Source organism: Nonomuraea sp. KM88 (assembly GCF_052245635.1).
Taxonomy (GTDB): domain Bacteria; phylum Actinomycetota; class Actinomycetes; order Streptosporangiales; family Streptosporangiaceae; genus Nonomuraea.
Genome location: NZ_JBQQCC010000002.1, coordinates 492,315 through 505,239 on the forward strand (window position 1 = coordinate 492,315; position 12,925 = coordinate 505,239).

The following is a 12,925-nucleotide window of genomic DNA, read 5'->3' on the forward strand; positions in this document are numbered from 1 at the left end:
GGGGCTTATGTTCGACCGTGCGTTGCTGGCCCGCCGGGACCTGTTCAAGATCGGCGGCCTGGCCGCGGCGACGGTTTCCCTCGGGGCCTGCGCCAGCACGAAGCCCTCCGGCGGCGGACAGGGAAGTGCCGGGACCGCCCTGCGGGTCTCGCTCGCCTCCGACGCCACCACCCTCGACCCGCAGAAGCAGGGCGACCTGCCCTCCATGAACGTGCTGATCAACGTCTTCGACACGCTCACCGTCCGGGACACCGACGACAAGCTCGTCGGCGGCCTGGCCGAACGCTGGGAGTCCAAGGACGACAAGACCTGGCGCTTCCACCTGCGCAAGAACGTCACCTTCCACAACGGCGAGCCCTGCGACGCCGCCGCCGTCGCGTACAGCATCGAACGCCTCATCAACCCGGACACCCAGTCGCCCATCGTCGAGCTGCGCCTGGTCACCGGCGCGAAGGTGATCGACCCGCACACGGTCGACCTGGTCACCAAGGAGCCGGACCCGATCCTGCCGGCCAAGCTGTCGTTGTTCGGCGGCGTGATCGTGCCGCCGAAGCACATCAAGGAGAAGGGGGAGAAGGCCTTCGCCGAGCACCCGATCGGCACCGGCCCGTTCACGTTCGAGCGGTGGCAGCGCGACAGCCAGATCACGCTCAAGGCCAACCCGGACCACTGGAACGGCAAGCCCGCCGTCGAGCAGCTCGTCTTCAAGATCATGCCGGACCCGTCGTCGTCGCTGGCCGCGCTCCAGTCGGGCGAGGTGGACATCGTGACCGGCCTGACCCCCGACGCCGCGCAGCAGCTCGGCGACGCCCCCGGCTTCAAGGTCGTCACCAGGCCGGGCGTGCGCACGTTCTTCGTCTCGCTCGACACCGAAGAGGGCCCGCTGAAGGACAAGCGGGTGCGCCAGGCGCTCAACCACGCGCTCGACGTGGACACCCTCATCTCGTCGGTGCTCAACGGCGCAGCGGAACGCACCCCGACCTTCATCCCCAAGCAGGCGTTCGGCTTCGACCCCGCGATCCAGCCGTACCAGCACGACGTGGCCAAGGCCAAGAGCCTGCTCGCCGCGGCCGGGCACCCGGACGGGTTCGCGCTCAAGCTCTCGTCCTCCACGGCCGACAAGGACATCGCCCAGGCCATCTCGGGGCAGCTGGCCGAGGTCGGCGTCAAGGCCGAGGTGTCGCTGCTCGACCCGGCCACGTTCAAGGGCCGCCTGGTGTCGGACAATCGCAAGGCGCTCGGCGAGATGTACTTCGTCGGCAACTCCGGCTGGACCATGGACGCCTCCAGCAACCTGCAGTCGTTCGTCCGGCACGACCGGCGCCAGAGCCGCTGGAACAACCCGAAGGCCGACGCGCTCGTCGACAAGGAAGAGCAGTCGGTCGATCCGGAGGTCCGCCAGGAGGCGTTCACCGAGCTGCAGGAGATGCTGATCGAGGAGTCGCCGTTCCTCTACCTCTACCAGGCGAGCATCCTGTACGCGGTCAGCGACAAGGTGCAGTGGGAGAGCAACGCCAACGGCACCCTCGCGATGGCGAACGCCAAGCTCGCGACCTCATGACCGGATTCGTCCTGCGGCGGATCGGCCACACCCTGCTCGTGCTGTTCTGCGTGGCCACCGTCTCGTTCTTCATCGTCCGGCTGGCCGGCGACCCCGTGCAGCAGATGTTGCCCCCGGAGGCCACCGCCGAGCAGGAGGCCACGCTGCGGGCGAGCCTCGGCCTCGACCGGCCGCTGCCCGAGCAGTACGCCTCCTACATGACGGGCCTGCTCAGCCTCGACTTCGGCCAGTCGGTGTTCTTCCACCGCCCCGCGTTCGAGGTCATCATGGAACGGCTGCCGCTCACGGTCGACCTGGCCCTGGCCGCCCTGGCGTTCACCCTGGTCGTGTCGATCCCGGCCGGGATCGTCGCGGCCGTCAGGCGGGGCAGCGCGACCGACACCTCCGTCATGGCCTCGGTGCTGGTCGGCCAGTCCACTCCCGCGTTCTGGGTGGGCATCCTGCTCATCCTCATCTTCGCGGTCAACCTCCAGTGGCTGCCCGCCTCGGGCACCGGCTCGCCCGCCCACCTGGTGCTGCCCGCGATCACCCTCGGCCTCTACTCCGCCGCCATGATCGCCAGGCTGCTGCGTTCCTCGCTGATCGACGTGCTCGGCGAGGACTACATCCGCACCGCCAGGGCCAAGGGCCTGTCCGGGTTCATGACCGTCACCTCGCACGGCCTGCGCAACGCGTCGCTGCCGGTCGTCACCGTCGTCGGCCTGGAGGTCGGCAGCCTGCTCGGCGGCGCGATCCTCACCGAGCAGGTGTTCTCCTGGCCGGGGATCGGGCGGCTGACCGTGGAGGCGATCACGTACCGCGACTATCCGCTGATGCAGGCCACGGTGCTGTTCCTGGCGGCCGTGTTCGTCGTCGTGAACCTGATCGTGGACCTGTCGTACGCCCTGCTGGATCCCCGGGTGAGGTTGAGCTGATGCCGACCGCAGTCCTGCGCGCGCTGCGCCGCAACCACGCCGCCAAGGTCGCCGTGGGCGTCATCGTCCTCGTCGTGTTCGTCGGCCTGTTCGCGCCGCTGATCTCCCCGCACGACCCGAACCTGCAGAACCTCGAGCTGAAGCTGCGCCCGCCGTTCTGGATGAGCGGCAGCGAGCCCGGCTATCTGCTGGGCACCGACAAGCTGGGCCGCGACGTGCTCAGCCGCATCATGTACGGCACCCGCGTCTCGCTCCTCGTCGGCCTCGCGGCCACCGTGCTGTCCGGCCTGGTCGGCGCCGTGATCGGGGTGATCAGCGGCTACTACAGGGGCTGGCGCGAGCAGGTGTTCATGCGCCTGGCCGACGTGCAGCTCGCGTTCCCGTCGATCCTGCTGGCGCTGGCCATCATCGCGGTGCTCGGCCCGAGCCTGTTCTTCATGATCCTCGTGCTCGGCCTGACCGGCTGGGTGTCGTACGCCCGCGTGGTCCGCGCCGAAGTGCTCTCCCTGCGTGAACGCGAGTTCGTCACCGCCGCCAGGGCCATCGGCGACACCGGGCCGCAGATCATGGTCCGCCACCTCGTCCCCAACATCGTCGCCCCGCTGGCCACCATCGGCACCCTTCAGGTGGCGGCGATGATCGTCGCGGAGGCGTCGCTCAGCTATCTGGGGCTCGGCGTGCCACCCAGCGTGCCCACGTGGGGCAGCCTGCTCGCCGACGGCCAGCTCTATCTGCGCAGCGCCTGGTGGATCGCGGTCTTCAGCGGCGCTGCCATCATGATGACAACACTCGCGATCAACGTCACCGGCGACCTCCTCCGCGACGTCGCCGACCCGAAGGCCTACACCCGATGAACCTCGCCACGCACTACAGGTGCGACGACTGCCACGCCACCTTCCCGCTGAAGACCCCCGCCCTGCTCTGCGAGGCGTGCGGCGGCCTGCTCGAGATCGAGTACGACCTCGGCCCCGCCGAGCCGCAGGACATCCTGGACAGCGCGGCGAGCCGCCGCCACCTGGGGTTGTGGCGCTGGTCGGATCTGCTCCCGCTGCCCGAGCACGCCGAACCCCTCCACCTCGGCGAGGGCGACACCCCGCTGATGCGCACCAGGAGGCTGGGCCGCCACATCGGCCTGCCCGGCCTGCTGGTCAAGAACGACACGCTCATGCCCACCGGCAGCTTCAAGGACCGCGGGTTCTCCGTCGCCACCGGCTTCGCCAGGGCGCTGGGCGTGACGCAGGCGTTCACCTACAGCTCGGGCAACGCCGGCGCCTCGTTCGCCGCCTACGCGGCCAGGGCCGGCATCGAGGCCACGGTCCTGGTCGAGGACGTCGCCAACGAATCCAAGATCGCGGCCATCAGCCTCAGCGGGGCCCGCGTGCTGCGCCTGCGCTACCGCTCCAGCCTGGAGATCTTCGCCGGGGTGAGCGCCCTGTCGGAGGCCGGGTTCTACTGCTTCGTCAACTTCATCAACCCCGTGCGGCACGAGGGCATGAAGACGTACGCGTACGAGATCTGCGAGGCGCTCGGCTGGCGCGCGCCCGACGTCATGGTGCACCCGGTCGGCACCGGCGGCGGGCTCTACGGCGCCTGGAAGGGCTTCCGGGAGCTGAAGCGGCTCGGGCTCATCGACCGGCTGCCGAAGATGGTGGGCGTGCAGCCGGCCGCCTCCGCGCCGCTCGTCCGCGCCTTCGCCGAGGGCAGGACGGTGGCGGGCCGCCACGGCGACGCGAACAAGACCGTCGCCCAGAGCATCGCCGGCGACGCCCCCATCCAGGGCGGCTCGCGGGTGCTGCGCGCCGTCTACGACTCCGGCGGCCGGGTCGTCGCCGTCGACGACAACGACCTGTTCGAGGCGATGCGGCTGCTCGGCGAGGAGGGCATCTCGGCCGAGCCGTCCGCGGCGGCCTCCACCGCCGCGCTGCTGCGTGCCCGCGCCCAGGGCTGGGTGTCCGAGAGCGACACCGTGGTCAGCGTCGTCACCGGGGGCGCGCTCAAGCAGCCCAGCGCCCTGGCCCAGGCCGCGCGCCCGCCTCAGGGGACGGTTCAGGCCGACCCCGCAGAGCTGCTGCGGATCTTCCGGGGAGGCATCGAGTGAGCCTGCTGGAGATCAACGACCTGCACGTCGAGTTCCGCCTGGACGCGGGCACGGTCAAACCGGTCAACGGGGTGTCGTTGTCGGTCGAGGCCGGACAGACGCTGGCCGTGGTCGGCGAGTCGGGCAGCGGCAAGACCGCGACCGCCCTGTCGATCCTGCGCCTGCACCCCACGCCTCCCTGCCACTACACCGGCGGCGAGATCCTCGCGGGCGGCCGTGACCTGCTCAAGCTGCCCGAGCGGGAGATGCGCAGGATCCGCGGCAACGAGATCGCCATGGTGTTCCAGGACCCCATGACCAGTCTCAACCCGCTCAAGACCGTGGGCGCACAGATCGCCGAGTCGCTCCGCCTGCACCAGGGCCTGTCCAGGTCCGAGGCCCGGGCCCAGGCCGTGGCGGCGCTGCGCGAGGTTGGCATCCCCCACCCCGAGCAGCGGGCCGGGGAATATCCGCACCAGTTCTCCGGCGGCATGCGCCAGCGCGTCATGATCGCGATCGCGCTCGCCTGCCGTCCCAGGATCCTCATCGCCGACGAGCCGACGACCGCGCTCGACGTGACCGTCCAGGCCCAGATCATGGAGCTGCTCGCGGCGCTGCAGGAACGGTTCGGCATGGCCATCGTGCTCATCACGCACGACCTCGGCGTGGTGGCCCGCTCCGCGGACCAGGTCCTGGTCATGTACGGCGGCCGCCCGGTCGAGCTGGCCGCAGTGGACGACGTCTTCGACACGCCGCGCATGCCGTACACGAAGGCGTTGTTGCGCTCCATGCCCCGCTCGGACGTGCCGGGCGGCGCGGCGCTCGACCCGATCCCGGGCAGCCCGCCCAACCTGTTCGCGCCGCCCGGGGGATGCGCCTTCCACCCCCGCTGCGCGCTGGCCGTGCCCGAGTGCGCCACCCAGGTGCCGCCGCTGCTGGAGCGCGCGCCGGGGCACAGCGCCGCCTGCCTGCTCGAAGGGAGCCCGTAGATGGCCGATCCGCTGTTGTCGCTGCGCGGCGTGCGCAAGGAGTTCAGCTCGAAGGTGGTCGCCGTGGACGACGTGTCCTTCGACGTGCACCCGGGCGAGACACTTGGCCTGGTGGGCGAGTCCGGCTGCGGCAAGACCACGCTGACCCGGCTCATCCTGCGGCTGGTCGAGGCCAGCGGTGGCGAGATCTGGTTCGACGGCAGGGAACTCCTCGGCCTGCGCCAGAAGGAGCTGCTGGCGGTGCGCGAGGACATGCAGGTCGTGCTGCAGGACCCGTACGCCAGCCTCAACCCCCGCATGCGCGTCGGCGAGATCGTCGCCGAGCCGCTGGTCACCCACGGCCGGGTGCGCCGCCGCTCGGCCGCCGCCCGGCAGCGCGTCGCCGACCTGCTCGACGCCGTCGGGCTGGAGGCGGGCAGCCAGGACCGTTTCCCGCACGAGTTCTCCGGCGGCCAGCGGCAGCGGATCGGCATCGCCCGAGCCCTGGCGCTGGAGCCGAAACTGGTCATCTGCGACGAGCCGGTCAGCGCGCTCGACGTCTCCATCCAGGCCCAGATCGTCAACCTGATGAAGCGGCTGCAGGCCGAGCGCGGTTTGACGTACCTGTTCGTCTCCCACGACCTGTCGATCATGCGGCAGATCGCCACCCGCGTCGCCGTCATGAACCTCGGCAGGATCGTCGAGCTGGCCGGCACGTAGACGCTGTTCACGGCGCCGCGCCACCCGTACACGCACAGCCTGCTGTCGGCCGCGCCCGTGGCCGACCCGAAGGTGGAGCGGACGCGGCGGCGCATCGTGCTCAAGGGCGACCCGCCGTCGCCCGCCGATCCGCCGTCCGGCTGCAGCTTCCACACCCGCTGCCCGGCCGCCCGCGCGGAATGCTCGGCCACCCGCCCGCCGCTGGCGCCCCAGGAGAGCCCTGGTCACACCGCGGCCTGCTTGTTCCCGGTGTCGGACGTGGCCGCCCTGACATGACGCGGCGCCCCGCCGCACGGGCTCGGGGTGCGGCGGGGCGCCGGGCGGGCGGGACGGGCCGGAGTGCCCCGCCCGCTACGGCGGCGGTCAGGCCTCGATGGTGAGCAGTTTCCTGCCGGTCGAGGTGACCACCTCGAAGCGGTCGACGTCCTTCAGCGGCGTGGCACTGCCGCCGTGCATGTAGAGGGGGTCGGGCGAGCCCGGAACTCCGTACCCGGCTGGAGGTACGGACCATCCGGTCATCACCCGCCGCTCTCCCTTCTTCCCGACCGAGACCAGCTCGCATTCCAGCGGTCCTCTGACCCCGGCCAGCTTGAGCGCGGCGTGGGTGCCCCAGGCCTTGGACTCCACGACCAGCCCGCCGGTCACCCCGTCGACGCCTTCGCCCTCGATGGGGGTGCCGCCGGCGAAGAACTGCTCGGCCGGGCCCATGTTCTCCGCCTCACCCTGCGCGACCGGTGGCTCGCCCGCGCTGAGCTGCGTGCCGATGGTCAGCCCGCCGGCGACCAGCGTGACGGCCGCCGCCATCCCGACCGCGAACGTCCCCCTGCGCTGCCGCCGGTGAGCCGCCTTCCTGCGCCGGAGGCGGCCGACCACGTCGCCCTGCCCGGTGAGGTCGCCGGTGGACGGCGGGCGGGGGTCCTCGGGAAGAGGGCCGATGCCGTGCAGCACGCTCGCCACGCCGGCCAGGTCGGCCAGCTCGGACCGGCAGGCGGGGCAGCCGAGCAGGTGGGCCTCGAAGGCGAAGCGGTCGTCCTCCTCCAGGAGGCCGAGGGCGTAGGCGCCGACGTCGGTGTGCTCGACGCGGGAGGTCATGCCGTCACCCCCCGCTCCTCCAGCGCGATCCGCAGCGCGCGGACGGCGTAGTAGACGCGGGACTTCACGGTGCCCACGGGGATGCCGAGCGACCGCGCGGCGTCGTTGACCGAGCGATCCCGCAGGATCGTCTCGTTGAGGATCTCGCGATGTGCCGGCGACAGCGCCTTCAGCGCCTCTGTCACGACCACCTGGTGCAGCAGTCCCTCCATCCCGTCGGGCACGGACATGCTCTCCAGCTGACCGTCGCCCGACTCCTGCGGGCGGGCGTCCCTGCGCCGCCGGTCGTCGATCACGATACGTCTGGCGACCGTGGCGAGCCAGGGCATGAGCGAGACCGCGTCAGGGTCGAGCCGCTCCGCACTGCGCCAGGCACGGATCATGGTCTCCTGCACCACGTCTTCCGCCCACTGCCGATCGCCGGCCGTGAGCCTGATCACGAAGGCCAGCAGCGGCCGGTGATACTCCCGGTAGAGCGCGGACACGACCACCTCGTCGTCCGGCACCTCGTCGTCCGGCACCGCGCCGTCGCGCACCGCGTCATCCGGTCGTACCCGCCGGAGCCAGTGTCGTAAGCGCGGCCTGCCCATCGGGAGGGCTCCCTCGGCCGAGGGCGGGGGATACGTGCTGATCCGCATCATTCCCCTTTCACGCGTCCGTCGGCAGGTGGTACGGCCGGTCGCCCAGGCACGGTTCAACAGATCGCGATACTTAATGTGATTGCGCACGTAGGTGCTGTGTGCGTAAAGTCGCACAGGCAACCGATCGGGGAGGTGAGGACTATGCGGGTCGTTCTGGTCGACATGCCGTCCGTCCACCTCCGGGCCCTCGTCTGAGCTGCCCGGCTCCTTCTCGCATCAAAGGTTCACTGCGTTGTCATACGATCTTTCCCTGCTCGGCTGGAGCGATCAGCGCGCCGCCGAGCTGCCCGCCGGCACCGTTCCCGCCCGCGTCGCCCGCGTCGATCGCGGCGCCGCCGAGGTGATCGCGGCCGACGGCCAGCATCACGCCAGATACGCCGCTCACGTGCGCAGGGCGGCCGCCGCCGACCCGGTGGCGCTGCCGTGCGTGGGCGACTGGGTCGCGCTGTCCTGGCTCGACGAGGGCCGCTATGAGCTCGACGAGGTCCTGCCGAGGACGACCGCGTTCATCCGGGGAGGCGTCAGCCGCACCTCGGTCGGCGGCCTGTCAGGCGACGGCCAGGGCCAGGTGCTCGCGGCCAACGTCGACGTCGTCTTCGTCGCCGAGCCGTCCATGCACTCCACCGACTTCGCCGACCTGGGCCGCATCGAGCGGCTCGCCGCCCTGGCCTGGGAGTCAGGAGGCACGCCGGTGGTGCTCATCACCAAGTCCGACCTGTTCGAGCACGGTCTCGACCAGCTGCTCGCCGACGTGCGGGTGGCCGCGCCCGGCGTCGACGTGCACGCCGTCTCCTCGTTGAGCGGCGACGGGGTGCGGCTGGCCGGCGACTACCTAGAGGGCTCCCGTACGGCCGTCATCCTCGGCCCGTCGGGCGCCGGCAAGTCCACCCTGGTCAACGCCCTGGCGGGGGAGCCCGTCATGGAGACCCAGCAGGTGCGCGCCGCCGACGGGCGCGGCCGGCACACCACGGTGCACAGAGAGCTGATCCCGCTGCCCGGCGGCGGGCTGATCATCGACACGCCGGGCATCCGCAGGATCGGCCTCTACGACATCGGCGAGGGCGTCGACCTCGTCTTCGCCGACATCGAGGCGCTCGCGGAGCGGTGCAGGTTCAGCGACTGCGGCCATGCCGGAGAGCCCGGGTGCGCGGTGCTGGCCGCCCTGGACAGCGGAGAGCTGCCGGAGCGGCGCCTGGAGAGCTGGCGCAAGCTGCAGCGGGAGGCGGCGTGGATGGCGGCCAGGACCGACGCGCGGCTCCGTAAGGAGCAGCAGAACAAGTGGAAGGTCATCACGAAGGAGATGCGCCGCTCGGGGCGCAACCGTCCCTGACCCTCCGCCGGCGCCGCCACCCGGCCGGCCTCGCGGGCCCGTGCGGCCTCGCCAGGCCGGCTCGCGCGCCCTCGTGCCGCCGGTCCCTGCCGGGGCGGCCGTTCGTCGCTCCGGGGCGGGCGTGCGGAGGCGAGGAGACGGCGTCGGCGGGTAGGCAGAAGTCATGATGCTTTTCGCAGACCGGGCAGAGGCCGGTGCGCTGCTCGCCGAAGGGCTGCGGGACGCCCACGACCCCGTGGTGCTCGCGCTGCCGCGCGGCGGGGTGGCGGTGGCCGAGCCCATCGCACGCCGGCTCGGCGCCAGGCTCGACGTGCTCGTGACCAGGAAGATCGGCTATCCGGGGCAGCCCGAGCTGGGCGTCGGCGCGGTGGCCGAGGGTGGCGAGCCGGTGTTCGACCTGGCGTTGCTGCACCGGCTCGGCCTGACCCCCGAGTCCGTCGCGGACGTGGTCGAGCAGGAGCGGCGCGAGCTGGCCCGCCGGGTGAGCGTCTACCGGGGTGACCGCCCGCTGCCCTCGCTGGAGGGACGCGAGGTGATCGTGGTGGACGACGGCCTGGCGACCGGCGGCACCGCGCGGGCCGCGCTCAGGGCGGTCAGCACGGCCAAGCCCGACAAGGTGACGCTGGCCGTGCCGGTCGGGGCGCGCGACACCGTCACGTCCCTGCGGGAGGAGGCCGACGAGGTGGTCGTGCTGCTGACGCCGGTCGACTTCAGGGCGGTCGGCCAGTGGTACGAGCGCTTCGACCAGCTCAGTGACGACGACGTGCTCGAGCTGCTCCGGGAGGCGGGATCGCGGTGAATGACGTACGCCGATGAGCGGCGCGGCCGGTCGGCGAGGGCATCGAGTCCGCACGCGGCCGGGTCAGCCGGCGAGGACGGCCCAGACGAGCTTGCGCGAGCCACTGGGGGAGAGCCAGCCCCAGGTGGAGCAGAGGGCGTCCACCAGCCGCAGCCCTCGCCCGAACTCCGAGAACACGTCGGGCGCGGCGGCCACCGGCACGGTGTGGCTGTGGTCGGCCACCACGCAGGCGAGCTCCGCGCCGTGAGACAGCAGGCGCAGCTGAGCCACCCCGCCGCCGTGCCGCATGGCGTTGGTCACCAGCTCCGAGACCACGAGCTGCGCGTCGAAGGCCACCTCCGTCACGTCCCACGCGGTGAGCGTCTGGCCGACGAACCGCCGGGCGGTCGCCACGCACGAAGGCTCGAGGCGCTGGTGGAAGGGGAAGACGGCGTCGCACTCACCGGCATGACCGTCCACCAGGACGGACGAGAGCCATCCGGGAGGCCGGGAACCGATGGCGGCTTGCGGCCGAGCGTCGAAAGTCGTCATTCAGGCCCCCGAAGCGCGGTCTGGTGATCCAATGCCCATCTTTACGGGGAGTGCTTACCGATGCAAGACTTTTCGTAGTTTACAGATGCGAATCGCATCTGCACGTGCAGATGATCTAGGAGTGGTGCGTGAGCGCACAGAGCGCGGAGGGAAGGCTGCTCAGCCATGCCCCCGGAAGCCCGACGGTGCTGCGAATCCTGCTCGGCACCCAACTCCGCAGGCTCCGCACGGAGAAGGGTATCTCGCGCGAGGACGCGGGGTACTCGATTCGCGCATCTCACGCCAAGATCAGCCGGCTGGAGCTCGGCCAGGTCAGCTTCAAGCAGCGCGACGTGGCCGATCTGCTCACCCTCTACGGCGTCACCGACCCCTCCGAGCGCGAGCCGCTGCTCGCCCTGGCCAAGCAGGCCAACGCCCCCGGCTGGTGGCACAAGTACGGCGACCTGCTGCCGTCGTGGTTCGAGGTCTACATCGGCCTGGAGGGCGCCGCCTCCAGCATCCGTACCTACGAGAACCAGTTCGTCCCCGGGCTGCTCCAGACCTCCGCCTACGCCAGAGCGGTCATCGAACTGGCCCACGAGAAGGCCGCGCGGTCGGAGCTCGACCGCCGGGTGGCGCTGCGCATGGCCAGGCAGAGGCGGCTGGACAGCGGCCTGACGCTCTGGGCGGTGATCGACGAGGCCGTCGTGCGGCGCACGCTGGGCGGGCCCGAGACGATGCGGGAGCAGATCGCCTTCCTCCTCGACATCACGGCCGAACGCAACGTCACCGTGCAGATCATGCCGTTCGACCGCGGCGGGCACGCGGCGGCCGGCGGTCCCTTCAGCATCCTGCGCTTCCCCGAGCGCGAGTTGCCCGACGTGGTGTACATGGAGCAGCTCACCAGCGCCCTCTACCTGGACAAGCCCGCTGATTCCGACCACTACATGGAGGTCATGGATCGGCTCAGCATCCAGGCCGAGGAGCCCAAGGCGACCCGGCGCTTCCTGGAGCGGCTTATTTCCAGCTGAGCTGCTGATATCCCTGTGATCCACGGCATACCAGGATTTTTGGTCGTCCGGTATATGGGCCGCGGCGTGCTGTCGTATTGTCAACTCGCAAGCGCGGATGCACGTGCATCCGTAAGATCGCGAGGAGCCGCCTCCATGCACGAGTTCCGCAACGGAACGCCCGCCGGCCGCCTTCCCGTCGCCTGGCGCAAGAGCAAGCAGAGCAACCCCAACGGCAACTGCGTCGAGGTCGCCGGCCTGCCCACGGGGGAGATAGCGATGCGCAACTCACGTTTTCCCGACGGCCCCGCGCTCGTCTACACGCAGGCTGAGATCACCGCGTTCGTGCTCGCAGCGAAGGACGGGGAATTCGACGACCTGATCGTCTGAGGCGGGTGTTCGTCGCCGGGCAGGCCGGGTTACGGTCTGCCCGGCGATGCATTTCGGTCACTCGACCGTGGGCGCGCCAGAGGCGCCCCTTCGAGAGGGCCGCGCAAGCGGGCCGGTCCCGATCGCCGGCTGGGAGAGGCCGTAGGCCGGTGGAGGCGGGTGCGGGACCGCCGGATCGCCGTGCGGACCGGCGCGGGCGTGTGCAGCCGCGCCTGTGGAACGTCGCCGGCGTGTGAGACCGGCGGGAAAACATCGCCGGTGCGGAGAAGTGGACCGCCCTGGGGCCCGGCGAAGCCGCCGGTGCGGGCGTGATCGCCGCGGGTCCCGGCCGGGATGTCGCCCGGCCGGACCGCTGGGTGAAACCGTGGATGGTGCCAGGTGAGGGTGCCTGATCAGGCAGTTGTCCCGACCGGGTTCGCCAGGGCCTGGACGTGGAGGGCCAGGCCCTGGTTCATCGGGACAACTGCATGATCACGCGGGCTGGTGACGCAGCCGGGTGTGTGTCAGGCGGCGGAGATGCCGGCGCTGGCCGCGCGGCGCATACGACGGCGACGCTCGCTGGCGCGCTCGTCCTCGTTGAGACCGCCCCACGTGCCGTACTTCTCGGGCCGGGACAGCGCGTAGTCAAGGCACTCGGTGCGGACGGGGCACTGGGCGCAGATCGCCTTCGCCTTCCGCTCACGTACGTCACGCTCGGGCTGCCGCTCCCCGTCGGGGCCGAAGAAGAGCACGAGGTCCTCACCCCGGCACGCGGCATCATCCTGCCAACCCCAGCTGGGGCGCGGGCGGGCGAGCTGCCGACGTACCTGAGACATGAGAAAACCACCTTCGTGAGAGGTATTTCGGAATTGAGCCGCATTGGACGCTTATGGCGTCACTGTTCCAACGCAAGGTCGGGCCGTGATGTTCCCTG

The 12,925-nt window shown here is 71.0% G+C and carries 15 protein-coding genes; 11 read left to right on the forward strand and 4 right to left on the reverse strand.

Annotated elements, in window-relative coordinates:
- Positions 1–7 precede the first annotated feature (7 nt).
- The 7 genes from ACTWPV_RS08010 to ACTWPV_RS08040 are packed head-to-tail and all read left to right on the forward strand — an operon-like array spanning position 8 to position 6,516.
- Positions 8–1,561 (forward strand): ABC transporter substrate-binding protein, encoded by a 1,554-nt coding sequence (locus ACTWPV_RS08010; RefSeq protein ID WP_443151220.1) that lies wholly within the window; start codon positions 8–10, stop codon positions 1,559–1,561.
- Positions 1,558–2,475: an ABC transporter permease gene (locus ACTWPV_RS08015; RefSeq protein ID WP_347644339.1), complete on the forward strand. Its 918-nt coding sequence runs from the start codon at positions 1,558–1,560 to the stop codon at positions 2,473–2,475. Before ACTWPV_RS08010 ends, ACTWPV_RS08015 begins: the two co-directional genes overlap by 4 nt.
- Positions 2,475–3,329 (forward strand): ABC transporter permease, encoded by an 855-nt coding sequence (locus ACTWPV_RS08020; protein WP_347618152.1) that lies wholly within the window; start codon positions 2,475–2,477, stop codon positions 3,327–3,329. Before ACTWPV_RS08015 ends, ACTWPV_RS08020 begins: the two co-directional genes overlap by 1 nt.
- The gene (locus ACTWPV_RS08025) at positions 3,326–4,573 is read left to right on the forward strand and encodes a threonine synthase (protein ID WP_443151221.1); all 1,248 of its coding nucleotides are present in this window, start codon (positions 3,326–3,328) and stop codon (positions 4,571–4,573) included. The genes ACTWPV_RS08020 and ACTWPV_RS08025 overlap by 4 nt, the downstream gene beginning before the upstream one ends.
- Positions 4,570–5,541, forward strand: a complete 972-nt coding sequence (locus ACTWPV_RS08030) for an ABC transporter ATP-binding protein (protein ID WP_347644337.1) — start codon at positions 4,570–4,572, stop codon at positions 5,539–5,541. The genes ACTWPV_RS08025 and ACTWPV_RS08030 overlap by 4 nt, the downstream gene beginning before the upstream one ends.
- The gene (locus tag ACTWPV_RS08035) at positions 5,542–6,240 is read left to right on the forward strand and encodes an ATP-binding cassette domain-containing protein (RefSeq protein WP_443151222.1); all 699 of its coding nucleotides are present in this window, start codon (positions 5,542–5,544) and stop codon (positions 6,238–6,240) included. It begins immediately after the preceding gene.
- A gap of 3 nt (positions 6,241–6,243) precedes the next feature.
- Complete coding sequence (locus ACTWPV_RS08040) at positions 6,244–6,516, forward strand: oligopeptide/dipeptide ABC transporter ATP-binding protein (protein WP_443151462.1); 273 nt, start codon at positions 6,244–6,246, stop codon at positions 6,514–6,516.
- 87 nt (positions 6,517–6,603) lie between these two features.
- On the opposite strand, the gene ACTWPV_RS08045 is transcribed toward ACTWPV_RS08040, so the two are convergent.
- Together ACTWPV_RS08045 and ACTWPV_RS08050 are read right to left on the reverse strand one after the other, a co-directional pair.
- On the reverse strand, positions 6,604–7,332 hold the full coding sequence (locus ACTWPV_RS08045; RefSeq protein WP_443151223.1) for an anti-sigma factor family protein: 729 nt from the start codon (positions 7,330–7,332) through the stop codon (positions 6,604–6,606).
- Entirely contained in the window at positions 7,329–7,922 is a 594-nt protein-coding gene (locus tag ACTWPV_RS08050; RefSeq protein ID WP_443151224.1) for a sigma-70 family RNA polymerase sigma factor, read from the reverse strand. Before ACTWPV_RS08050 ends, ACTWPV_RS08045 begins: the two co-directional genes overlap by 4 nt.
- A 283-nt stretch (positions 7,923–8,205) precedes the next feature.
- Here ACTWPV_RS08050 and rsgA point away from each other — a divergent pair, with 283 nt between their 5' ends.
- Positions 8,206–9,303: a ribosome small subunit-dependent GTPase A gene (gene rsgA, locus ACTWPV_RS08055; protein ID WP_347644334.1), complete on the forward strand. Its 1,098-nt coding sequence runs from the start codon at positions 8,206–8,208 to the stop codon at positions 9,301–9,303.
- 163 nt (positions 9,304–9,466) lie between these two features.
- Positions 9,467–10,102, forward strand: a complete 636-nt coding sequence (locus ACTWPV_RS08060) for a phosphoribosyltransferase (protein ID WP_347644333.1) — start codon at positions 9,467–9,469, stop codon at positions 10,100–10,102.
- 63 nt (positions 10,103–10,165) lie between these two features.
- On the opposite strand, the gene ACTWPV_RS08065 is transcribed toward ACTWPV_RS08060, so the two are convergent.
- Positions 10,166–10,633: an ATP-binding protein gene (locus ACTWPV_RS08065; RefSeq protein WP_443151225.1), complete on the reverse strand. Its 468-nt coding sequence runs from the start codon at positions 10,631–10,633 to the stop codon at positions 10,166–10,168.
- Between the two features lie 128 nt (positions 10,634–10,761).
- Here ACTWPV_RS08065 and ACTWPV_RS08070 point away from each other — a divergent pair, with 128 nt between their 5' ends.
- Positions 10,762–11,643: a helix-turn-helix domain-containing protein gene (locus ACTWPV_RS08070; protein WP_347644331.1), complete on the forward strand. Its 882-nt coding sequence runs from the start codon at positions 10,762–10,764 to the stop codon at positions 11,641–11,643.
- Between the two features lie 135 nt (positions 11,644–11,778).
- Positions 11,779–12,012, forward strand: a complete 234-nt coding sequence (locus tag ACTWPV_RS08075) for a DUF397 domain-containing protein (protein ID WP_443151226.1) — start codon at positions 11,779–11,781, stop codon at positions 12,010–12,012.
- A gap of 503 nt (positions 12,013–12,515) precedes the next feature.
- Here ACTWPV_RS08075 and ACTWPV_RS08080 read toward each other — a convergent pair.
- Entirely contained in the window at positions 12,516–12,827 is a 312-nt protein-coding gene (locus tag ACTWPV_RS08080) for a WhiB family transcriptional regulator (RefSeq protein ID WP_101784355.1), read from the reverse strand.
- Positions 12,828–12,925 lie beyond the last annotated feature (98 nt).